At 64.9% G+C, this 21,903-nt stretch carries 17 protein-coding genes; 5 read left to right on the top strand and 12 right to left on the bottom strand.

Annotation, left to right across the window (positions count from 1 at the left end; all coding sequences use genetic code 11):
- Positions 1-59 precede the first annotated feature (59 nt).
- Positions 60-2,006: a DNA topoisomerase III gene (locus tag K2O50_RS16795; protein WP_050705234.1), complete on the bottom strand. Its 1,947-nt coding sequence runs from the start codon at positions 2,004-2,006 to the stop codon at positions 60-62.
- A gap of 236 nt (positions 2,007-2,242) precedes the next feature.
- On the opposite strand from K2O50_RS16795, the gene K2O50_RS16790 reads away from it, so the two are divergent.
- On the top strand, positions 2,243-4,093 hold the full coding sequence (locus tag K2O50_RS16790; RefSeq protein WP_220689918.1) for a polyurethanase: 1,851 nt from the start codon (positions 2,243-2,245) through the stop codon (positions 4,091-4,093).
- 169 nt (positions 4,094-4,262) lie between these two features.
- On the opposite strand, the gene K2O50_RS16785 is transcribed toward K2O50_RS16790, so the two are convergent.
- From K2O50_RS16785 to K2O50_RS16755, 7 genes are all read right to left on the bottom strand, one after another.
- Positions 4,263-4,697: a GNAT family N-acetyltransferase gene (locus K2O50_RS16785; RefSeq protein WP_050706370.1), complete on the bottom strand. Its 435-nt coding sequence runs from the start codon at positions 4,695-4,697 to the stop codon at positions 4,263-4,265.
- Positions 4,690-5,856: a cupin domain-containing protein gene (locus K2O50_RS16780; protein ID WP_050706369.1), complete on the bottom strand. Its 1,167-nt coding sequence runs from the start codon at positions 5,854-5,856 to the stop codon at positions 4,690-4,692. The genes K2O50_RS16785 and K2O50_RS16780 overlap by 8 nt, the downstream gene beginning before the upstream one ends.
- 81 nt (positions 5,857-5,937) lie before the next feature.
- Complete coding sequence (purB, locus tag K2O50_RS16775) at positions 5,938-7,308, bottom strand: adenylosuccinate lyase (protein ID WP_050706368.1); 1,371 nt, start codon at positions 7,306-7,308, stop codon at positions 5,938-5,940.
- A 204-nt stretch (positions 7,309-7,512) separates the two neighbouring features.
- A complete protein-coding gene (hflD, locus tag K2O50_RS16770; protein WP_050706367.1) occupies positions 7,513-8,139 on the bottom strand; it encodes a high frequency lysogenization protein HflD in 627 nt (208 codons plus the stop codon).
- Complete coding sequence (gene mnmA, locus K2O50_RS16765; RefSeq protein ID WP_050706366.1) at positions 8,136-9,260, bottom strand: tRNA 2-thiouridine(34) synthase MnmA; 1,125 nt, start codon at positions 9,258-9,260, stop codon at positions 8,136-8,138. The genes hflD and mnmA overlap by 4 nt, the downstream gene beginning before the upstream one ends.
- A gap of 59 nt (positions 9,261-9,319) precedes the next feature.
- A complete protein-coding gene (locus K2O50_RS16760) occupies positions 9,320-9,760 on the bottom strand; it encodes an NUDIX hydrolase (protein ID WP_050706365.1) in 441 nt (146 codons plus the stop codon).
- Positions 9,761-9,930: 170 nt separating this feature from the next.
- Positions 9,931-12,156 carry an NADP-dependent isocitrate dehydrogenase gene (locus tag K2O50_RS16755; protein ID WP_050706364.1) on the bottom strand — a complete coding sequence of 742 codons (2,226 nt, stop codon included), beginning with the start codon at positions 12,154-12,156 and terminating at the stop codon, positions 9,931-9,933.
- Positions 12,157-12,616: 460 nt separating this feature from the next.
- On the opposite strand from K2O50_RS16755, the gene icd reads away from it, so the two are divergent.
- Positions 12,617-13,873 carry an NADP-dependent isocitrate dehydrogenase gene (gene icd, locus K2O50_RS16750; protein WP_050706363.1) on the top strand — a complete coding sequence of 419 codons (1,257 nt, stop codon included), beginning with the start codon at positions 12,617-12,619 and terminating at the stop codon, positions 13,871-13,873.
- 76 nt (positions 13,874-13,949) lie between these two features.
- On the opposite strand, the gene cspD is transcribed toward icd, so the two are convergent.
- On the bottom strand, positions 13,950-14,204 hold the full coding sequence (gene cspD, locus K2O50_RS16745; protein WP_050706362.1) for a cold shock domain-containing protein CspD: 255 nt from the start codon (positions 14,202-14,204) through the stop codon (positions 13,950-13,952).
- A gap of 231 nt (positions 14,205-14,435) precedes the next feature.
- On the opposite strand from cspD, the gene clpS reads away from it, so the two are divergent.
- Positions 14,436-14,810 (top strand): ATP-dependent Clp protease adapter ClpS, encoded by a 375-nt coding sequence (gene clpS / locus K2O50_RS16740; RefSeq protein ID WP_050706361.1) that lies wholly within the window; start codon positions 14,436-14,438, stop codon positions 14,808-14,810.
- Positions 14,811-14,840: 30 nt separating this feature from the next.
- Entirely contained in the window at positions 14,841-17,111 is a 2,271-nt protein-coding gene (gene clpA / locus K2O50_RS16735; protein WP_050706360.1) for an ATP-dependent Clp protease ATP-binding subunit ClpA, read from the top strand.
- Between the two features lie 142 nt (positions 17,112-17,253).
- On the opposite strand, the gene infA is transcribed toward clpA, so the two are convergent.
- The 3 genes from infA to aat form a co-directional block, all read right to left on the bottom strand.
- Positions 17,254-17,472, bottom strand: coding sequence for a translation initiation factor IF-1 (gene infA, locus K2O50_RS16730; RefSeq protein WP_002553999.1), 219 nt, complete (start codon positions 17,470-17,472; stop codon positions 17,254-17,256).
- Positions 17,473-17,576: 104 nt separating this feature from the next.
- On the bottom strand, positions 17,577-18,284 hold the full coding sequence (locus K2O50_RS16725) for an arginyltransferase (RefSeq protein WP_028692388.1): 708 nt from the start codon (positions 18,282-18,284) through the stop codon (positions 17,577-17,579).
- Between the two features lie 57 nt (positions 18,285-18,341).
- Positions 18,342-19,022, bottom strand: coding sequence for a leucyl/phenylalanyl-tRNA--protein transferase (gene aat, locus K2O50_RS16720; RefSeq protein WP_050706359.1), 681 nt, complete (start codon positions 19,020-19,022; stop codon positions 18,342-18,344).
- Between the two features lie 425 nt (positions 19,023-19,447).
- On the opposite strand from aat, the gene K2O50_RS16715 reads away from it, so the two are divergent.
- The gene (locus tag K2O50_RS16715; protein WP_162232972.1) at positions 19,448-21,892 is read left to right on the top strand and encodes a DNA translocase FtsK; all 2,445 of its coding nucleotides are present in this window, start codon (positions 19,448-19,450) and stop codon (positions 21,890-21,892) included.
- Positions 21,893-21,903 lie beyond the last annotated feature (11 nt).

The raw sequence follows: 21,903 nt of genomic DNA, 5'->3' as shown, positions 1-21,903 counted from the left end.
CGCTCCCACGCGCCGAATACGAACGGGCGTGGGAGCGGGCTTGCCCCGCGATTGGAACGCTAGTTCGCTGCCTTGCGCCGCGGCTGTCGGGGCTTGCCGGCTGCTGTCTTGCCCTTGGCAGCCCCCTTGCGCTTCTTCTTCCACGGCGCCGCCGCCTTGCCCGCTGCCGGCCCGCTGATGGTCAGGCGTAGGCCGCTGCAGCGTTGCACCAGCTTGCCCATCCAGGCCGACTGGCGGGTGACGAACTCGTCCAGGCTCATCTCGCCGCTCTGCACCATGTCCAGCGCCTGTTCCCAGATCGCCGTGGTGCCGGGGTCGGCAATGGCCCGCGGCACGGCATCGATCAGGCTGAAGGCGGCGGGCGTGGCCGACAGGGCCTTGCCGTGCTTGACCAGGTAGCCACGGTCGAGCAGGCCCTGGATGATGCTGGCGCGGGTGGCTTCGGTGCCGATGCCGGTGGTTTCCTTGAGCTTCTGTTTCAGCCGAGGGTCGTCGACCAGCTTGGCGACGTTCTTCATCGCCTTGATCAGGTCGCCTTCGGTGAACGGCTTGGGTGGCTGGGTCCACAGGTCCTTCAGCTGCAGGTCCCGCACTGCGCAGTCCTGGCCTTCGCGCAGCGTCGGCAGCACCTGGGCCGGTGGCGCTTCGCGGCCCTTGGCTGGGGTCAATGCCTCGGGCAGCGCCCGGCGCCAGCCCGGCTCGACGATCTGCTTGCCCACCGCCCGCAGTGCATGGCCGGCGCAATCGAACTCGGCCTGGGTGCGGTCGTACTCGTGGTTGGGCAGGAACTGCGCCAGGTAGCGGGCGCGAATCAGGGTGTACACGGCCTTGTACTTGGGCGGCAGGCGCGACGGGTCGCTGGCGGCCGCGGTGGGAATGATGCCGTGGTGGGCGCTGACCTTCTGGTCGTTCCATGCGCGCGAGCGGCGGCCTGGGTCCAGGTGCGGCCGCAGCGGCGCGAGGCTGTCGTCGGCGCGCTGCAGGGCGGCGAGGATGCCAGCGGCCTCGCCGTGCTGGCTGAGAGGCAGGTAGCCGCTGTCGCTGCGCGGGTAGGTGATGAGCTTGTGGGTTTCGTACAGGGCCTGGGCGATGTCCAGGGTCTCCTGGGCGCCGAGGCCGAGCTTCTTCGAGCATACCTCCTGCAGGGTGCCGAGATCGAAGGGCAGGGGAGCCGCCTCGCGCACGCGTTCGGTGACGATCTTGCGCACCCGGGCGCTGGCGGCCGCCTGCATGTCGGCGGCGGCCTGCTGGGCCAGTTCCTGCCTCAGGCAGCGGCCCTGGTTGTCGCAGGCGTCCTCCGGCGCACGCCACTGGGCGTTGAACACGCTGCCGGCACTTTCCAGCTGTACCTCGATGGCCCAGAAGGGCACCGGCACGAAGTCGGCGATACTGCGGTCGCGGTCCACCACCAGGCGCAGCGTTGGTGTCTGCACCCGTCCCACCGGCAGCACGCCCTGGTAGCCGGACTGGCGGCCGAGCAGGGTGAACAGGCGGCTCATGTTCATGCCGATCAGCCAGTCGGCCCGTGAGCGGCCGAGGGCCGAATGGTACAGGCTGAAGGTCTCCTGGCCCGGCAGCAGGCGGCCGAGCGCCTTGCGGATCGAGGCATCGTCCAGCGCCGACAGCCACAGGCGCTGGATCGGCCCCCGGTAACGGCAGTGCTCGACCAGCTCCCGGGCGATCATCTCGCCCTCGCGGTCGGCGTCGGTGGCGATCACCAGTTCGCGGGCCTCGCCGAGCAGACGCTTGACTGCCTTGTACTGGCTGGCGGTCTTGGGCTTGACCGTCATCTTCCACTTCTCCGGGATGATCGGCAGGTCTTCGAGGGTCCAGCGCTTGTAGCGCTCGTCGTAGCTGTCGGGTGGGGCGGTCTCGAGCAGGTGGCCGATGCACCAGGTCACGCAGACATCGGTGCCTTGCCAGCAGCCGTCGCCACGACGCTGGGCGCCGAGGACCTTGGCGATGTCTTTTGCCTGGGAGGGTTTTTCGCAGAGGAAGAGGCGCATGGCCGAAACGCTTGATCACGGAAGATGGGCACTAGGATGCGCAAGCCAGGGCGTGCAGGCAAGCTTTATCTGTATGCATGTACAGGTTTTTCGCCCGCATGTTTGGCAGGGTAGTCACCCCTTGGGGTTGGACGATTCGGCAATTGCGTGCCAGCTTTGCCTTTCGCCCGCCAGTCGTGTCACTGGACGATGTCGCTGGGGTGTCCTTCCAACAAGAACAACAGGGATGTAAACCAATGCCCGTTTTCGATTACCGACAGCTCGACAGCACTGCCTCCTCCTCGCTTTATAAAGATGCCATGGCCCTGGCCACCTATGCCTACCATGGCATCGACGATGGCTTCAGCGCCGGCTACCAGAAGTACGGTTTCGGCCTGGGCCTGCCGGCCACCCTGGTCAAGGCGCTGATCGGTGGCACCGACAGCCAGGGTGTGATCCCCGGCATTCCCTGGAACCCCGACTCCGAAGCCCGCGCCCTGGCCCAGGTCAAGGCCGCCGGCTGGACGCCGATCAGCGCGGCGCAACTGGGCTACCAGGGCAAGACCGATGGCCGCGGCACCTTCCACGGCGAAGCGCCGGGCTACACCTCGGCGCAGGTGGAAATCCTCGGCCGCTACGATGCCGCCGGCCAGCTCAGCGGCATCGGCATCGCCTTCCGCGGCACCAGCGGGCCGCGCGAGAACCTGCTGGGCGACACCATCGGTGACGCCATCAACGACCTGCTGGCGGCGATCGGCCCGGCCGGCTATGCCCGTGACTACGCCGGCAACGCATTCGGGCAACTGCTCGCCGATGTGGCGGCCTTTGCCAAGACCAACGGCCTGAGCGGCGCCGATGTCACCGTCAGTGGTCACAGCCTCGGCGGCCTGGCGGTCAACAGCCTGGCCGACCTCAGCGGTTCGCGCTGGGGCGGTTTCTACCAGGATGCGCGCTACGTCGCCTTCGCCTCGCCGACCCAGGCCGCCGATGCCAGCAAGGTGCTCAATATCGGCTACGAAAACGACCCGGTGTTCCGCGTGCTCGACGGCACCTCGGCGACCTGGGGCACCCTGGGCGTGCACGACGGCGCCAAGGCCTCGGCCACCAACAACATTGTCAACTTCAACGACCACTACGCCTCCGACGCCTGGAACCTGCTGCCGTTCTCCATCGGCAATATCGCCACCTGGCTGTCGCACCTGCCGACGGCCTACGCCGATGGCCTTGGCCGGGTGCTGGGGTCGTCGTTCTATCAATGGACCAGCCGCGACTCGACCATCGTGGTCAGCAACCTGTCCGATGTCACCCGTGGCTCCACCTGGGTCGAGGACCTCAACCGCAATGCCGAGCCGCACAAGGGCAGCACCTTCATCATCGGCTCCGAGCAGGACGACCTGATCCACGGCGGGCGCGGCAACGACTACCTTGAAGGCCGGGCCGGCAACGACACCTTCCGCGACGACGGCGGCTTCAACCTGATCGACGGCGGCGCCGGCCATGACACCCTGAAGCTGCAGGACGCCCTGGCCAACCTGAGCATCGCCCGGGACGGCGATGGCGTGCTGTACGTGCGTGACGCCCAGGGTGGCATCAGCCTGGTGCGCAATGTCGAGAACCTGGTGAGCAAGGAGTCGAGCCTGCTGATCTTCAGCAAGGAGGTCAGCCACGGGGTCGCGGCGCAGGGTCTGTTCGAGAGCGGCAAGGTCACGCCCTACGCATCCTCGCTCAATGGCACCCAGGCCGGCGACCAGCTGGTGGCGGGCAACCAGGGCCAGTGGTTGTTCGGCCTGGGCGGTGACGATCGGCTGCAGGGCGGCGCTGGCAATGACGTGCTGGTGGGTGGCGCGGGCAACGATGTGCTCATTGGCGGCGCGGGGCGCGACACCTTCCTGTTCAGTGAGCATTTCGGCCAGGACCGGGTGCTGGATTTCACCGGGCAGGACCGGTTGGTGTTCATTGGCGTGGATGGCGGCACGGCGGCGCCGGACTGGCGTGCCCATGCCAGCCAGGTCGGCGATGACCTGGTACTGAAGTTCGGCGGGGACAGCGTGACGCTGGTGGGGATCTCGGCGCAGGGGGTGGGGGATGGGCAGATTGTGATTGCCTGAGGGGGCGGGCGAACTCTGTAGGAGCGGCCTCGTGCCGTGAAAGGGCCGCATAGCGGCCCCGGCGATCTTTGCGTCAATGCTGAAATCGTGGGGCTGCTACGCAGCCCTTTCCGGCCGGTCCGACGCCTCGGCAAGGCCGCTCCTACAAAGAGCAGGCCAACTTGAGGGCTCAGGCCATCTCGCGCGAGTCGCGAACCATGTCCACGTGCGGGATGCCGGCCTCGAGGAACTCCTCGCTGACCACGCGGAACCCCAGGCGTTCGTAGAACGGCGTGGCGTGCACCTGGGCGCTGAGCATCTGCTGCTTGAGGTCGCGGTTCTGCGCCTCGACGATCACCGCGCGCATCAGCGCGTCGCCCACGTTCAGGCCGCGCCAGTCCTTGAGCACCGAGACCCGGCCGATGGTGCCGTCGGGCAGCAGGCGGGCGGTACCGATCGGGTAGTCGCCCTCCATGGCCAGGAAGTGCACGGCGGTCGGGTCCTCAGCGTCGAATTCCAGCTCCGGCGGCACGTGCTGCTCGGCGACGAACACGGCGCTGCGGATGCGGTGGATGTCGGCGTTGTCCTTGTGCCAGTCGGCCAGTCGAACACTGATCTTATTCATCGGCGAATCCCAGGCTGCCTTGCATGACCAGCTGTTGTACCAGCATCAGGCCGTCTTCGTCCTCCAGCCACTGCCCAAGGTTCTCGCTGTGCAGGGCGTCGGCGGAGCAGATCAGCTTCAGCAGTTCACGCAGTTTGCCCGGCAGCGGGCAGCTGCGACCGCTGGCGAACAGCAGCAGGTCGTCGCCGAACTCCGACCAGGCCAGGCGCGCGCTCGGGTTGCGGATCAGGATGGCGCCCTGGCCGAGGTAGTCGAGCAGCTCCTGCTCGCTCAGCTCCTCGCCGACAACCTGCTCGGGATAGCGCGGCTCGGTCATGAACTGGCCGAACCAGGTCAGCAGCAGGTCCTTGTCGGCCATGTGCTTGTCGATCAGCGCCTTGAGGCGGTCGAGGGCATCGTGCTGGATCTGGTGCGGGTCGCTGACCGGCTGGGCGTCGGCGTCGCTGTAGCGCTCTTCATCGGGCAGGAACTGGCCGAGGAAGTCGGTGAAGTGGGTCAGCACTTCGGCGGCGCTCGGGGCGCGGAAACCTACGGAGTAGGTCAGGCACTCGCTCTCGGCAACGCCGTAGTGGGCCAGGCGCGGCGGCAGGTAGAGCATGTCGCCCGGCTCCAGGGTCCACTCCTCGCTCTGCTCGAAGTCGGCCAGGATGCGCAGGTCGGCGTGGTCGATCAGCGCGCTGTCGCTGTTGCACATCTGCCCGACTTTCCAGTTGCGCGTGCCGTCGCCCTGCAGCAGGAACACGTCGTAGTTGTCGAAGTGCGGGCCGACGCTGCCGCCGGGCGCCGCGTAGCTGATCATCACATCGTCGATGCGCCAGCTCGGCAGGAAGCGGAACTCTTCGAGCAGCTCGGCGACTTCCGGCACGAACTGGTCAACCGCCTGCACCAGCAGGGTCCAGTCGCGCTCGGGCAGGTCGGCGAAGGCGTCCTCGGCGAACGGGCCGCGACGCAGCTCCCACGGGCGCTCGCCGTGCTCGAGCACCAGGCGCGACTCGACTTCTTCTTCCAGGGCCAGGCCGGCCAGCTCGTCGGCGTCGATGGGGCTGACGAAGTCGGGGAAGGCCTGGCGCACCAGCAGCGGCTTCTTCTGCCAGTAGTCGCGCAGGAATTCACGGGCCGTGAGGCCGCCCAACAGTTGCAGTGGAGTATCAGAATTCATGTTCAACCTATTGAAAAAACTTAGTTTTCGTACGGGAATAAAAACGCCCGGCCAGGCCGGGCGTTAAGCGCGGGGCGCAGGTCAGATGCGTTTGGCCTGGGCTACCGCGTTGCCGATGTAGGTGGCAGGAGTCAGTTGCTTGAGCTCGGCCTTGGCTTCGGCCGGCATGTCCAGGCCGTCGATGAAGGTCAGCAGCGCTTCAGGGGTGATGCCCTTGCCACGGGTCAGCTCCTTGAGCTTCTCGTAGGGGTTCTCGATGTTGAAGCGGCGCATCACGGTCTGGATCGGCTCGGCCAGGACTTCCCAGCAGGCGTCCAGGTCGGCGGCGATGCGGGCGGTGTTGACTTCCAGCTTGCCGATGCCCTTGAGGCTGGCTTCGTAGGCGATGACGCTGTGGGCGAAGCCCACGCCCAGGTTGCGCAGCACGGTGGAGTCGGTCAGGTCGCGCTGCCAGCGCGAGATCGGCAGCTTGCTGGCCAGGTGCTGGAACAGCGCGTTGGCGATCCCCAGGTTGCCTTCGGAGTTCTCGAAGTCGATCGGGTTGACCTTGTGCGGCATGGTCGAGGAGCCGATTTCGCCGGCGACGGTCTTCTGCTTGAAGTAGCCCAGCGAGATGTAGCCCCAGACGTCACGGTCGAAGTCGATGAGGATGGTGTTGAAGCGGGCGATGGCGTCGAACAGCTCGGCGATGTAGTCGTGCGGTTCGATCTGGGTGGTGTAGGGGTTGAACACCAGGCCCAGCTCGTCTTCGATGAAGGCGCGGGCATTGGCTTCCCAGTCGATCTGCGAGTAGGCCGACAGGTGGGCGTTGTAGTTGCCCACGGCGCCGTTGATCTTGCCCAGCAGCGGCACGGCGGCCACCTGGGCTATCTGGCGCTCCAGACGGTAGACGACGTTGGCCAGCTCTTTGCCCAGGGTGGTCGGCGAGGCCGGCTGGCCGTGGGTGCGCGACAGCATCGGCACGTCGGCGTGGGCGTGGGCCAGGGCGCGGATGGATTCGGCGATCTGGCGCATCAGCGGCAGCAGCACTTCATCACGGCCGGCGCGCAGCATCAGGGCGTGGGACAGGTTGTTGATGTCCTCGCTGGTGCAGGCGAAGTGGATGAACTCGCTGACCTTGGCCAGCTCAGGCAGTTGAGCAGCCTGCTCTTTGAGCAGGTACTCGATGGCCTTGACGTCGTGGTTGGTGGTGCGCTCGATCTCTTTGACGCGTTCGGCGTGCTCGAGCTTGAAATCGGTGGCCAGGCTGTCCAGCACGGCGTTGGCTTCGGCGGAGAACGCCGGTACTTCGCCGATCTGCGGGTGGGCGGCCAGGCGCTGCAGCCAGCGTACTTCGACCAGGGCGCGGAAACGGATCAGGCCGAATTCGCTGAAGATGGGGCGCAGGGCCTGGGTTTTGCCGGCATAACGGCCGTCTACAGGGGAAACCGCAGTGAGCGAGGAGAGCTGCATGGGGTGTTCTCGGACAGTCAGGCTTTTGGAAGGGCGCATATCATACATGAAAATCGCGCCCGAGTCGGGTGGCTGACCAAAGGTCGGGCCTGTTTGAAACGGGTGGTACCGGGCGTGGGAGCGGGCTTGCCCCGCGATGGCGGCGTTGCGTCCGGCATCGCAATCGCGGGGCAAGCCCGCTCCCACGAGGATCAATACAGACGTTCAGGAATCAGTACGCATCATCCCGTACAGTTCATTGAGCAACTTGCGCCGGCTGAACACCAGCTGCCAGCGGTGTCCGCCCAGCTGGCGCCACAGGCGCGCGGCGCGGATGCCGGCCAGCAGCAGGGCGCGGATCTTCGAGGCATTGCTGGCCTGCTGCAGGAAACGCATGTCGCCGTGTACCTGGATGCGTTGGCGCAGGGTGCTCAGGGTGTCCTGGTACAAGGCTCCGCTGGAAGCGATGACATTTTCGTGAACCAGGCCGAAATGCTCGGCCTGGGACTGGATCTGCGGCAGGCGGTTGCCGATGGTGTCGAGCATGTCGCCACGCTTGTTCAGCTGGCGCTCCAGGCCCAGCATCGACAGGGCGTAGCGCAGCGGTTCGCGCTGCAGGCTGCTGGGGTCGCGCTCCAGGGCGCCGACCAGCGCGCGGTAGCCGTCGCGCAGGTTGAGGTCGTCGCCGCCGAACACCTCCAGGGTGTCCTTCGGGTCGCGCACCAGCAGGCTGCCGAGCATGCAACCGATGTTGGCTTCGCTGGCCTGGCCGGTGCGGGCGATGCGGTCGACCAGCACCGCGGCCTGGAACACGCCGCCGAGGGCGACCAACTGCTCCTGAAGGTTGTTCATCGACGCGGGCTCCACGGCTCGGCGATCTCGATCACACCGCCGCCCAGGCATACCTCGCCATCATAGAACACCACCGACTGGCCCGGGGTCACGGCGCGCTGCGGCTCGTCGAACACGGCGCGGTAGCCGCTCTCGGTGCGTTCCAGGGTGCACTGCTGGTCGCCCTGGCGGTAGCGCACCTTGGCGGTCAGCCGGCGCGGGCTGGACAGGTCGATCGGATTGACCCAGAAGATCTCCGAGGCCAACAGGGCGCGGGAGAACAGCCACGGGTGTTCGTTGCCCTGGCCGACCACCAGCACGTTGCGCGAGAGGTCTTTTTCCAGCACGTACCACGGCTCGTCGCCGGCGTCCTTCAGGCCGCCGATGCCCAGGCCCTGGCGCTGGCCGATGGTGTGGTACATCAGGCCATGGTGCTGGCCGATCACTTCACCCTCGGTGGTCTGGATCTCGCCGGGCTGGGCTGGCAGGTACTGCTTGAGAAAATCGCTGAAGCGGCGCTCGCCGATGAAGCAGATACCGGTGGAGTCCTTCTTCTTGGCGGTGGCCAGGCCGTGTTTCTCGGCGATGGCCCGTACCTCGGGCTTTTCCAGTTCGCCGACCGGGAACAGGGTGCGGGCGATTTCCTTGCCGCCGACGGCGTGCAGGAAGTAGCTCTGGTCCTTGTTCGGGTCCAGGCCCTTGAGCAGCTCGGTCAGCTCGCCTGTGTCGCGGCGGCGCACGTAGTGGCCGGTGGCGATCAGGTCGGCGCCCAGGGACAGGGCGTAGTCGAGGAACGCCTTGAACTTGATCTCGCGGTTGCAGAGGATGTCCGGGTTGGGTGTACGGCCGGCCTTGTACTCTTCGAGGAAGTGCTCGAACACGTTGTCCCAGTATTCGGCGGCGAAGTTGGCGGTGTGCAGCTTGATACCGATGCGGTCGCACACGGCCTGGGCGTCGGCCAGGTCTTCGCGGGCGGTGCAGTATTCGGTGCCGTCGTCCTCTTCCCAGTTCTTCATGAACAGACCTTCCACCTGGTAGCCCTGCTCGATGAGCAGAAGGGCGGAGACGGAAGAGTCCACGCCGCCGGACATGCCGACGATGACGCGGGTCTTGGCGGGGTCTTTGAGTGCTGGGCTGGTCATGGCTACCGGTGTGTATCAGAGGGGAAAAACGCCGATTCTATCAAACCCGCGGGCTGGCGTCAGTCGCGCAGCAGCTCGAGGCTGTGCAGCGGGCCTGCCAGGTAGTCGTCGAGGCAGCGCGGTACCAGCTCGCTACGCCAGCGCGACGGCTCGGCCAGCAATTCGTCGCGGGTCAGCCACACGGCGCGGACGATGTCGCTGTCCAATGCCAGGTCGGCATGATGGCGTACGGGGCGGGCGGCGAAGCAGATGCGCTGGTAGGTGACTCCGTTGCTGGGTGCGGTGTACAGGTAGATGCCGACCACGCCGGTGAGCTCGACTTCCCAGGCGGTTTCCTCGAGGGTTTCGCGCAGGGCGGCCTGGGCGATGGTTTCGTTGGCTTCGAGGTGGCCGGCGGGCTGGTTGAATACGTGCTGGCCGGCCTTGAACTCCTCGACGAAGAGGAACTTGCCGTCGTGCTCGACGATGGTGGCGACGGTGATGTGGGGTTGCCAGGTCATGCAGTGGGCTCCATGGCGGGGGGCGTGGGAGCGGGCTTGCCCCGCGATTGCGCCCATACAGGTTCAGCGCAATCGCGGGGCAAGCCCGCTCCCACGGGAGATTTCACAAACTTCAAAAAGCACAAACCCCGGTGCGTGGCCGGGGTCTGTGCTGTTACGTCAAGCGAACCTTACAGTGCGGCAATGGCGTTGTTCAGGGTCTGGCTCGGGCGCATCACCTTGGCGGTCAGCTCGGCATCCGGGGCGTAGTAGCCACCGATGTCGGCCGGCTTGCCCTGGACGGCGTTGAGCTCGGCGACGATGGTCGCTTCGTTCTCGCTCAGGGTCTTGGCCAGCGGGGCGAAGCGCGCCTGCAGGGCGGCGTCGTCGGTCTGGGCGGCCAGGGCTTCTGCCCAGTACAGGGTCAGGTAGAAGTGGCTGCCACGGTTGTCGATACCGCCGACCTTGCGCGAAGGCGACTTGTTGGTGTCGAGGAACTTGCCGGTGGCCTGGTCCAGGGTGTTGGCCAGGACCTTGGCGCGCGGGTTATCGTAGGTGTTGCCCAGGTGCTCCAGGGAAGCGGCCAGGGCCAGGAACTCACCCAGCGAGTCCCAGCGCAGGAAGTTCTCTTCGACCAGCTGCTGCACGTGCTTCGGTGCCGAACCGCCGGCGCCGGTCTCGAACAGGCCACCGCCGTTCATCAGCGGGACGATCGACAGCATCTTGGCGCTGGTGCCCAGCTCCATGATCGGGAACAGGTCGGTCAGGTAGTCGCGCAGCACGTTGCCGGTCACCGAGATGGTGTCCTTGCCTTCGCGGATGCGGGCCAGGGAGAACTTGATGGCGTCGACCGGGGCCAGGATGCGGATGTCCAGGCCGGAGGTGTCGTGATCCTTCAGGTACTGTTGCACCTTCTCGATCATCACGCCGTCGTGGGCGCGGGCCGGATCCAGCCAGAACACCGCCGGGGTGTTGCTCAGGCGGGCGCGGTTGACGGCCAGCTTGACCCAGTCCTGGATCGGCGCGTCCTTGGTCTGGCACATGCGGAAGATGTCACCGGCTTCGACGTTCTGCTCCAGCACGACCTTGCCCTTGCCATCGACCACGCGCACGACGCCGTCGGCCTTGATCTGGAAGGTCTTGTCGTGGGAACCGTACTCTTCGGCTTTTTGCGCCATCAGGCCGACGTTCGGCACGCTGCCCATGGTGGTCGGATCGAAGGCGCCGTTGGCCTTGCAGTCTTCGATGGTGGCCTGGTAGATGCCGGCGTAGCAGCGGTCCGGGATGATCGCCTTGGCGTCCTGCAGTTCACCGGCGGTGTTCCACATCTTGCCCGAGTCGCGGATCATCGCAGGCATCGAGGCGTCGACGATGACGTCGCTCGGTACGTGCAGGTTGGTGATGCCTTTGTCCGAGTTGACCATGGCCAGGGCCGGGCGAACGGCGTACAGGGCCTGGATGTCGGCTTCGATCTCGGCTTGCTTTTCAGCTGGCAGATCCTTGATGCGGGCGTACAGGTCGCCGATGCCGTTGTTGGCGTTGAAGCCGACTTCAGCCAGGGCTGCGGCGTGCTTGGCCAGCACGTCGTTGTAGAACTCTTCGACGATCACGCCGAACATGATCGGGTCGGAGACCTTCATCATGGTGGCTTTCAGGTGCACCGACAGCAGTACGCCGGAGGCCTTGGCATCGGCGATCTGCTCGGCGATGAAGGCTTTCAGGGCCTTGCGGCTCAGGGTGGCGCAGTCGATGACTTCGGCGGCCTTGACGGCGGTTTTTTCTTTCAGGACGGTGGTGGAGCCGTCTTTACCGACCAGCTCGATGCGCAGGCTGTCGTCAGCCTCGATCAGCGCGGCTTTTTCGCTGCCGTAGAAGTCGCCCTGGGTCATGTGGGCAACGTGCGACTTGGAGTCGGCGGCCCAGGCGCCCATCTTGTGCGGGTGCTTGCGTGCGTAGTTCTTGACCGACAGCGGTGCGCGACGGTCGGAGTTGCCTTCGCGCAGGACCGGGTTCACGGCGCTGCCCTTGATGCGGTCGTAGCGGGCCCGGGATTCTTTTTCCTCGGCGCTGGCCGGCTCGTCGGCGTAGTCAGGGATGTTGAAGCCCTTGGCTTGCAGCTCCTTGATCGCGGCCTTCAGCTGTGGAACCGAGGCGGAGATGTTCGGCAGCTTGATGATGTTGGCTTCCGGAGTGGTCGCCAGTTGGCCCAGTTCCGCCAGGTGATCGCCTACCTGCTTCTCGGCGCCCAGTTGCTCCGGGAAGGCGGCGAGGATACGGCCGGCCAGGGAGATGTCGCGGGTTTCGACGGCGATATCGGCCGAAGCGGTGAAGGCCTCGACGATCGGCAGCAGCGAGTAGGTGGCGAGGGCGGGGGCTTCGTCGGTGAAGGTGTAGATGATCTTGGAACGGGTGGGCATGCGGGTTAACTCTCTATGTGCTGAGCGTACTCGAGTCTCGAGGTGCGCAGGGTAGGCGCTTCGCCCTGGCGACGCCATGAGCGGAAAGTCGAGAGGCTGCGAGCGGTGATGGTGGATGCATCAGTCGAGCGTCAAGTGCTGGGCCGCGGTAACAACCCAGGCTTTGCGGTCATTCATGACCAAGGGCGAGCCGCATTTTCCTAGGGTTCGCCCCGATGACCCCATGGTCGCGCCGGAGTATATCAAACCCTTTGGGCTATTCAGCAAGGCGAAGTGGTATCAGCGCATTTATAAGACCAAAGACGTAGGAGCAATGTGGCGTGTTGCCGCAGGTTGCCAGGGGGATTTTCCAGTCCTTTTTCGGCTGTCGTGGCAGCGAGCTTGCAGGTCGGCAGATGTGGTTTAGGCTCAGTGGATCGCACGATTTCCAATCACACCAGGAAAAGCGGAGTAGTGCAGCATGGGATACCAGAAAATCAAGGTTCCGTCTGATGGTGCCAAGATCACCGTCAATGCAGACCATTCGCTCAATGTTCCCGATAACCCCATCATTCCCTACATCGAAGGCGACGGTATCGGCGTGGACGTCTCGCCGGTGATGATCAAGGTAGTCGACGCCGCCGTGCAGAAAGCCTATGGCGGCAAGCGCAAGATCGCCTGGATGGAGGTGTATGCTGGCGAGAAGGCCACCCAGGTCTACGACCAGGACACCTGGCTGCCCCAGGAAACCCTGGATGCGGTGCGCGACTACGTGGTGTCGATCAAGGGGCCGCTGACCACCCCGGTCGGCGGCGGCATCCGCTCGCTCAACGTGGCCCTGCGCCAGCAGCTCGACCTTTATGTGTGCCTGCGGCCGGTGGTCTGGTTCCAGGGCGTGCCAAGCCCGGTGAAAAAGCCGGGTGACGTCGACATGGTGATCTTCCGCGAGAACTCCGAGGACATCTATGCCGGCATCGAGTGGAAGGCCGGTTCGCCCGAGGCGAACAAGGTGATCAAGTTCCTCAAGGAGGAAATGGGCGTCACCAAGATCCGCTTCGACCAGGACTGTGGCATCGGCGTCAAGCCGGTCTCGAAGGAGGGCACCAAGCGCCTGGTGCGCAAGGCCCTGCAGTATGTGGTGGACAACGACCGCAAGTCGCTGACCCTGGTGCACAAGGGCAACATCATGAAGTTCACCGAAGGGGCCTTCAAGGACTGGGGCTACGAGGTGGCGCGCGACGAGTTCGGCGCCGAACTGCTCGATGGCGGCCCGTGGATGAAGTTCAAGAACCCGAGAACCGGCCGCGAGGTGATCGTAAAAGATGCCATCGCCGACGCCATGCTCCAGCAGATCCTGCTGCGTCCGGCCGAGTACGATGTGATCGCCACCCTCAACCTCAACGGCGACTACCTGTCCGACGCGCTGGCCGCGGAAGTGGGCGGAATCGGCATCGCGCCGGGGGCCAACCTGTCGGACACCGTGGCCATGTTCGAGGCCACCCACGGCACCGCGCCGAAGTACGCCGGCAAGGACCAGGTCAACCCGGGCTCGGTGATCCTCTCGGCCGAGATGATGCTGCGGCACATGGGCTGGACCGAGGCGGCCGATCTGATCATCAAGGGCACCAATGGCGCCATCGCGGCCAAGACCGTGACCTACGACTTCGAGCGCCTGATGGAGGGCGCGACCCTGGTCGGCAGCTCGGGCTTTGGCGAGGCGCTGATCAAGCACATGTAAGCGGGGCAAAAAAACCGGTCGCCTCTTTATTAAAGGGGCGACCGGTTTTTTCGTTTACCGGCAGACGGGTCGGGGATCAGACTTCGATGGTGTTGCCCGGGTTCGTCGCGCTGGCCTGGACGCTGCTGGTGGCGCTTCTGATGTCGGTCGCGTGCAGCCCTTTGGGGCCCTGGATGATCTCGAAGTTCACGGCCTGGCCGGCTTTCAGCGTCTTGTAACCGTCCATCTGGATCGCTGAATAGTGGGCGAACAGATCATCGGTCTTGCCGTCCTCGTTGATGAATCCGTAGCCCTTGGCATTGTTGAACCACTTGACTTTACCGCTTGCCATCCCTATGTCCCTCTGCAAAGGACTCCATCACTGGAGTATCATCCACTTCATCCGCATACGAACCTTGCGAGAAAATCTGGTTGACTGCGCGGATCTTTATCGACCACGGTGGGTTCTTATTGGTTGTAACACCGTTTTGCCGATAGTCAAGGTCAGCCGGCGCCCGCGCCGGGACAGGCCTGCGCGGTCAACCCACAACCTTAACCTGTCGCTCATGATGAAATTCTTTCCATGCATGTACTCAGTGAGATTCGACTAACATTCAATCAGGATCGCCCGCAGTCGAACGAGGACGGGCATGAGGACGATGGCGCCGGCCTTGCCGTCCAGGAGGCCAAGCCGATCCTGCAGGCGCCGCCGATGTACAAGGTGGTTTTGTTCAACGATGACTACACGCCGATGGATTTCGTCGTCGAAGTGCTCGAGACGTTCTTCAATCTGAACCGCGAGCTGGCAACGAAGATCATGCTGACCGTCCATACCGAAGGGCGGGCAGTATGCGGATTGTTTACCCGTGACATCGCCGAGACAAAGGCCATGCAGGTCAACCAATACGCCAGGGAAAGCCAGCATCCGCTACTCTGTGAAATCGAGAAGGACGGTTAATCGCCGACCACTTGGGTATGAGGTGAAGCTATGTTAAACCGCGAGCTCGAAGTCACCCTCAATCTGGCCTTCAAGGAGGCTCGTTCGAAGCGTCATGAGTTCATGACCGTCGAACATCTGCTGCTGGCACTCCTTGACAATGAGGCTGCCGCGACCGTTCTGCGCGCCTGTGGCGCCAATCTCGACAAACTCAAGCACGACCTGCAGGAGTTCATCGATTCGACCACCCCGCTGATCCCCGTGCATGACGAGGACCGCGAGACGCAACCGACCCTGGGCTTCCAGCGTGTGCTGCAGCGTGCCGTGTTCCATGTGCAGAGCTCCGGCAAGCGCGAAGTGACCGGCGCCAACGTGCTGGTGGCGATCTTCAGCGAACAGGAAAGCCAGGCGGTGTTTCTGCTCAAGCAGCAGAGCGTGGCGCGCATCGACGTCGTCAACTACATCGCCCACGGCATCAGCAAGGTGCCGGGCCATGGTTCGCACAACGAAAGCGAGCAGGACATGCAGGACGAGGAGGGCGGCGAAGCGTCGTCTTCCAGCAACCCGCTGGACGCCTATGCCAGCAACCTGAACGAACTGGCCCGGGCCGGGCGCATCGACCCGCTGGTCGGGCGCGAGCAGGAGGTCGAGCGCGTGGCGCAGATCCTCGCCCGCCGGCGCAAGAACAACCCGCTGCTGGTCGGCGAGGCCGGCGTGGGCAAGACCGCCATCGCCGAAGGCCTGGCCAAGCGCATCGTCGACGGCCAGGTCCCCGACCTGCTGGCGCAGAGCGTGGTCTACTCCCTTGACCTTGGCGCGCTGCTGGCCGGTACCAAGTACCGCGGCGACTTCGAGAAGCGCTTCAAGGCGCTGCTCGGCGAGCTGCGCAAGCGGCCGCAGGCGATCCTGTTCATCGACGAGATCCACACCATCATCGGCGCCGGCGCGGCTTCCGGTGGCGTGATGGATGCGTCCAACCTGCTCAAGCCACTGTTGTCGTCCGGTGAGATCCGTTGCATCGGCTCCACCACCTTCCAGGAATTCCGCGGCATCTTCGAGAAGGACCGCGCCCTGGCGCGGCGCTTCCAGAAGGTCGATGTCACCGAGCCATCGGTGGAGGACACCGTGGGCATCCTGCGCGGGCTGAAGGGCCGCTTCGAGAGCCACCACAACATCGAGTACAGCGACGAGGCCCTGCGCGCCGCCGCCGAACTGGCCTCGCGCTACATCAATGACCGGCATATGCCGGACAAGGCCATCGATGTGATTGACGAGGCCGGCGCCTACCAGCGCCTGCAGCCGGAAGCCAATCGGGTCAAGCGCATCGACGTGCCGCAGGTCGAGGACATCGTCGCCAAGATCGCGCGGATTCCGCCGAAGCACGTCACCAGCTCCGACAAGGAACTGCTGCGCAACCTCGAGCGTGACCTGAAACTGACCGTGTTCGGCCAGGATGCGGCGATCGACTCGCTGGCCACCGCCATCAAGCTGTCCCGTGCCGGCCTCAAGGCGCCGGACAAACCGGTCGGCTCGTTCCTGTTCGCCGGCCCCACCGGCGTGGGCAAGACCGAGGCCGCCCGCCAGCTGGCCAAGGCCCTGGGCGTGGAACTGGTGCGCTTCGACATGTCCGAGTACATGGAGCGGCACACCGTGTCGCGCCTGATCGGTGCGCCGCCCGGCTATGTCGGGTTCGACCAGGGCGGTCTGCTGACCGAGGCCATCACCAAGCAACCGCACTGCGTGCTGCTGCTCGACGAGATCGAGAAGGCCCACCCGGAAGTCTTCAACCTGCTGCTGCAGGTGATGGACCACGGGACCCTGACCGACAACAACGGGCGCAAGGCGGACTTCCGCAACGTGATCCTGATCATGACCACCAACGCCGGCGCCGAAACCGCCGCGCGGGCCTCGATCGGCTTCACCCACCAGGACCACTCGTCCGACGCGATGGAGGTCATCCGCAAGAGCTTCACGCCGGAGTTCCGCAACCGCCTGGACACCATCATCCAGTTCGGCCGCCTGTCCCACGAGACGATCAAGAGCATCGTCGACAAGTTCCTCATCGAACTGCAGGCGCAGCTGGAAGACAAGCGTGTGCTGCTGGAGGTCACCGACGCCGCCCGTGGCTGGCTGGCGGCCTCGGGCTACGACGTGCAGATGGGCGCGCGGCCGATGGCACGGCTGATCCAGGACAAGATCAAGCGGCCGCTGGCCGAGGAGATCCTGTTCGGCGAGCTGGCCGAGCACGGTGGCGTGGTACACGTCGACCTGCGCGATGGCGAGCTGGTGTTCGATTACGAGACCACGGCTGAAGTCGCGTAATGCCATCGCGGGGCAAGCCCGCTCCCCCGCCATCTCTACTGGCGTGGGAGCGGCGGTGCGCCGATGCGACTTGCTCCGCGATGCTTTTCAGCGCCCACAAAAAAAGCCCGGCACATTGGCCGGGCTTTTTCATGGCTGGAGCTTAGCGCGCACGGTAGGTGATGCGGCCCTTGCTCAGGTCATACGGCGTCAGTTCGACGCGGACCTTGTCGCCAGTGAGAATACGGATGTAGTTCTTGCGCATCTTGCCAGAGATGTGCGCGGTAACGACGTGCCCGTTTTCCAACTCCACGCGGAACATGGTGTTGGGCAGGGTGTCGACGACAGTGCCTTCCATTTCGAAGCTGTCTTCTTTCGACATGCAGTAAAGCCCTCGGTATCCAGTGATGGCCCGACGCACGACTGCACCGGGCAAAAAAAGTGGCGTGGATTATGCCCGAAATTTGTGTTTCAAGCCAATGCCTTTCAGTTGAGGGTGACCCAGCGCTGGTTGATCAGCAGTTCGATGGGGCGATACTGGGTCTTGTAGTTCATCTTCTTGCAGTTCTTGATCCAGTAGCCGAGGTACACCGCCTCGAGGTCCTGGCGCAGGGCTTCGGTGATCTGCCAGAGGATGGCATAGCGCCCCAGGCTGCGGCGCTCCTCGTCGGGCTCGTAGAAGGTGTACACCGCCGACAGCCCGTTGGGCAGCAGGTCGCACACCGCCACGGCCAGCAGCCGGCCCTCCAGGCGGAACTCGTAGAACCAGCAGAACGGCAGGTCACGGACCAGAAAGGTGGAGAACTGGTCGCGGCTGGGCGGGTACATGTCGCCGTCGGCGTGGCGCTGCTCGATATAGCGCCGGTACAGGTCGAAGTATTCTTCCTTGAAGGACGGGCGGGCGGCAGTGACGGTCAGGTCGGCGTTGCGCTTGAGGATTCGGCGCTGCTGGCGGTTGGGAATGAAGCGCGCCGCCGGAATGCGCGCCGGCACGCAGGCGTTGCATTGCTGGCAATGCGGGCGATAGAGGTGATCGCCGCTGCGGCGAAAGCCCATTTCCGACAGGTCGGCATAGACGTGCACGTCCATCGGCTGGCTCGGGTCGAGAAACAGCGTGGTCGCCTGCTCATCCGGCAGGTAGCTGCAGGAGTGGGGTTGAGTGGCATAGAACTTCAACCGCGCCAGCTCTGTCATGATCAACCCCTTAGGTGAGACGTTGTCTCTAAGTGTAAGCCAGCTCCGGGAACTCGCCTAGGCAACCCAGCGGGCGCCGCTGGGCTGGTCCAGGTACCGCGCCAGATGGCTGGCGAAGTCGGCCCGGCTGATGGCGCGGGCGCCCAGGCTGTGCAGGTGGTCGGTAGGCATCTGGCAGTCGATCAGCACGAAGCCGGCCTGCCTGAGGTGCTCGACCAGCGTCACGAAGCCCACCTTGGAGGCGTTGTCGGCGCGGCTGAACATCGACTCGCCGAAGAACAGTCGGCCCATGGCCAGGCCGTACAGGCCGCCGACCAGCTCGCCATCGCGGCGCACCTCCACCGAATGGGCGATGCCGCGGCGGTGCAGCTCGCAGTAGGCGGCGCGCATGTTGTCGGTGATCCAGGTGCCGTCGGCATAGTCCCGTGGCGCGGCGCAGGCCTCGATCACCGCCGCGAAGTCGCTGTCGAAGCTCACCTGGTAGCGGCCCTGGCGGATCAGCTTGGCCAGCGAGCGCGAAACGTGCAGTTCGTCCGGGAACAACACGGTGCGTGGGTCGGGCGACCACCAGAGGATCGGCTGGCCGTCCTGGTACCAGGGGAAGCAGCCATGGCGATAAGCCGCGACCAGGCGGTCCGGGGTCAGGTCGCCGCCGGCGGCGAGCAGGCCGTTGGGATCGTGCAGGGCCTTTTCCAGGGGCGGGAAGGTCAGCGAGTCGCGGGTCAGCCAGGTGAGCATGGGGTTCTTGAGCGGCGGGGGAGGGGAGAGGGCAGCATGGCGTGCGTGCCTGGCAGGGTCAACTGCTGTGGCGCCTTCGCGGGTAAACCCGCTCCCACAGGCGTGCCGATAACCCTGTGGGAGCGGGTTTACCCGCGAAGGCGTCGGATCAGGCGAAACCCTTGGTCATTGCCCAGCCATTGCCAGGTCACTTGGCACCATCTGGCGCTTTTGCTGTCACACCTGTGCAAAAACACAGCATAAGCCTTTGTCACAAAAGAAAATGCATGCTCAAATTGCAGCTATATGAAAGTAGCCCCCGTTCACGCCCCACACGGCGTGCCGCCATGGCGGCTGGCGGGCAGTAATGTTAAAAGTAGTGGTTCATTGGCCAGTGACCGGCCAATCACTATTGGACGCGCAGCACGCGCAGGAATAGACGCGTTTTGAAGAAATCCACCGCAACTCCAGCCCCCTTGCCAGTGCCCCTGTGGCGGCAACAGCTGCACTACCGCCTGAAGGAAGGTGCGCTGATCGCCGTCGGCGCGCTGTGCCTGTACCTGTGGATGGCACTGGTCACCTACGACACCGCCGACCCGGGCTTCAGCCACACCAGCAACGCCGAGCAGGTGCAGAACGCCGCCGGTCGCGCCGGGGCCTATTTCGCCGACATCCTGTTCATGGTGCTCGGCTATTTTGCCTATATCTTCCCGCTGCTGCTGGCGATCAAGACCTGGCAGATCTTCCGCGAGCGCCACCAGCCCTGGCAGTGGAGCGGCTGGCTGTTCTCCTGGCGCCTGATCGGCCTGGTGTTCCTGGTGTTGTCGGGCGCGGCGCTGGCGCATATCCACTTCCACCCGCCGGCGAGCATGCCGTTTTCCGCCGGTGGCGCCCTGGGCGAGAGCCTCGGCGACCTGGCACGCAACCTGCTGAACGTGCAGGGCAGCACGCTGATGTTCATCGCCCTGTTCCTGTTCGGCCTGACCGTGTTCACCGACCTGTCGTGGTTCAAGGTGATGGACCTCACCGGCAAGATCACCCTCGACCTGTTCGAACTGGTGCAGGGCGCCGCCAACCGCTGGTGGGAGGCGCGCAACGAACGCAAGCGCCTGGAAGCCCAACTGCGTGAAGTCGACGATCCGGTCTTCGACCTGGGCGGCAAAGGCGACAAGCGCGAGCCGGCCAAGCCGCAGCCGCGTGAACGCGCCGAGCCCGTGGTGATGCGCGAAGAGCCGCCGGCCCGCCCGGTCGCGCCACGCGAAACCGTGGTGGCTCGCCCGCAGCCCGCCGCCCCGGTGATCATCCCGCCGACCGCGGACAAGGCGCCGGAACCGAGCAAGCGGGTCATGAAGGAAAAACAAGCACCGCTGTTCATCGACAGCGCCGTGGAAGGCACCTTGCCGTCGATTTCCATCCTCGACCCGGCCGAGCAGAAAAAGATCGAGTACTCGCCGGAGTCCCTGGCCGGCGTCGGCCAGTTGCTGGAGATCAAGCTCAAGGAATTCGGCGTGGAAGTCGCGGTCGACTCGATCCACCCGGGCCCTGTGATCACCCGCTACGAGATCCAGCCGGCCGCGGGCGTCAAGGTCAGCCGTATCGCCAACCTGGCCAAGGACCTGGCGCGCTCGCTGGCGGTGACCAGCGTGCGCGTGGTCGAGGTCATTCCCGGCAAGACCACCGTGGGTATCGAGATCCCCAACGAGAACCGCCAGATGGTGCGCTTCTCCGAGGTGCTGTCGTCGCCGCAGTTCGACGAGAACAAGTCGCCGGTCACCCTGGCCCTGGGCCATGACATCGGCGGCAAGCCGGTGATCACCGACCTTGCCAAGATGCCGCACCTGCTGGTGGCCGGTACCACCGGTTCCGGTAAGTCGGTGGGTGTGAACGCGATGATCCTGTCGATCCTGTTCAAGTCGGGCCCGGAAGACGCGCGGCTGATCATGATCGACCCGAAGATGCTCGAACTGTCGATCTACGAAGGCATCCCGCACCTGCTGTGCCCGGTGGTCACCGACATGAAGGACGCCGCCAACGCCCTGCGCTGGAGCGTCGCCGAGATGGAGCGCCGCTACAAGCTGATGGCGGCCATGGGCGTGCGCAACCTGGCGGGCTTCAACCGCAAGATCAAGGACGCCCAGGAAGCCGGCGAGATCATCCACGACCCGCTGTACCGTCGCGAGAGCATGGACGACGATCCGCCAGCGCTGAACACCCTGCCGACCATCGTGGTGGTGGTCGACGAATTCGCCGACATGATGATGATCGTCGGCAAGAAGGTCGAAGAGCTGATCGCCCGTATCGCCCAGAAGGCCCGTGCCGCCGGTATCCACCTGATCCTGGCCACCCAGCGCCCGTCGGTGGACGTGATCACCGGCCTGATCAAGGCCAACATCCCGACCCGCATGGCGTTCCAGGTGTCGAGCAAGATCGACTCGCGGACCATCATCGACCAGGGTGGCGCCGAACAGCTGCTCGGCCACGGTGACATGCTCTACATGCCGCCGGGCACCAGCCTGCCGATTCGCGTGCATGGCGCGTTCGTTTCCGACGACGAGGTGCATCGCACGGTCGAGGCCTGGAAGCTGCGCGGCGCGCCGGACTACAACGATGACATCCTCAACGGCGTCGAGGAGGCCGGCAGCGGCTTCGACGGTGGCGGTGGTGGCGGCGGCGATGGCGACGACCCGGAAGCCGACGCGCTCTACGACGAAGCCGTGCAGTTCGTGCTGGAAAGCCGCCGGGCGTCGATCTCGGCGGTGCAGCGCAAGCTCAAGATCGGCTACAACCGCGCCGCGCGGATGATCGAGTCGATGGAAATGGCCGGCGTGGTCACGCCGATGAACAGCAACGGTTCTCGGGAAGTGATTGCCCCGGGCGGCCCGCGCGACTGATGAACAACCTG

It is taken from the genome of Pseudomonas sp. 2hn (assembly GCF_019646095.1).
In the GTDB taxonomy this organism is placed as follows: Bacteria; Pseudomonadota; Gammaproteobacteria; order Pseudomonadales; family Pseudomonadaceae; genus Aquipseudomonas; species Aquipseudomonas peradeniyensis.
This window is presented reverse-complemented; position numbering and strand designations above follow the sequence as displayed.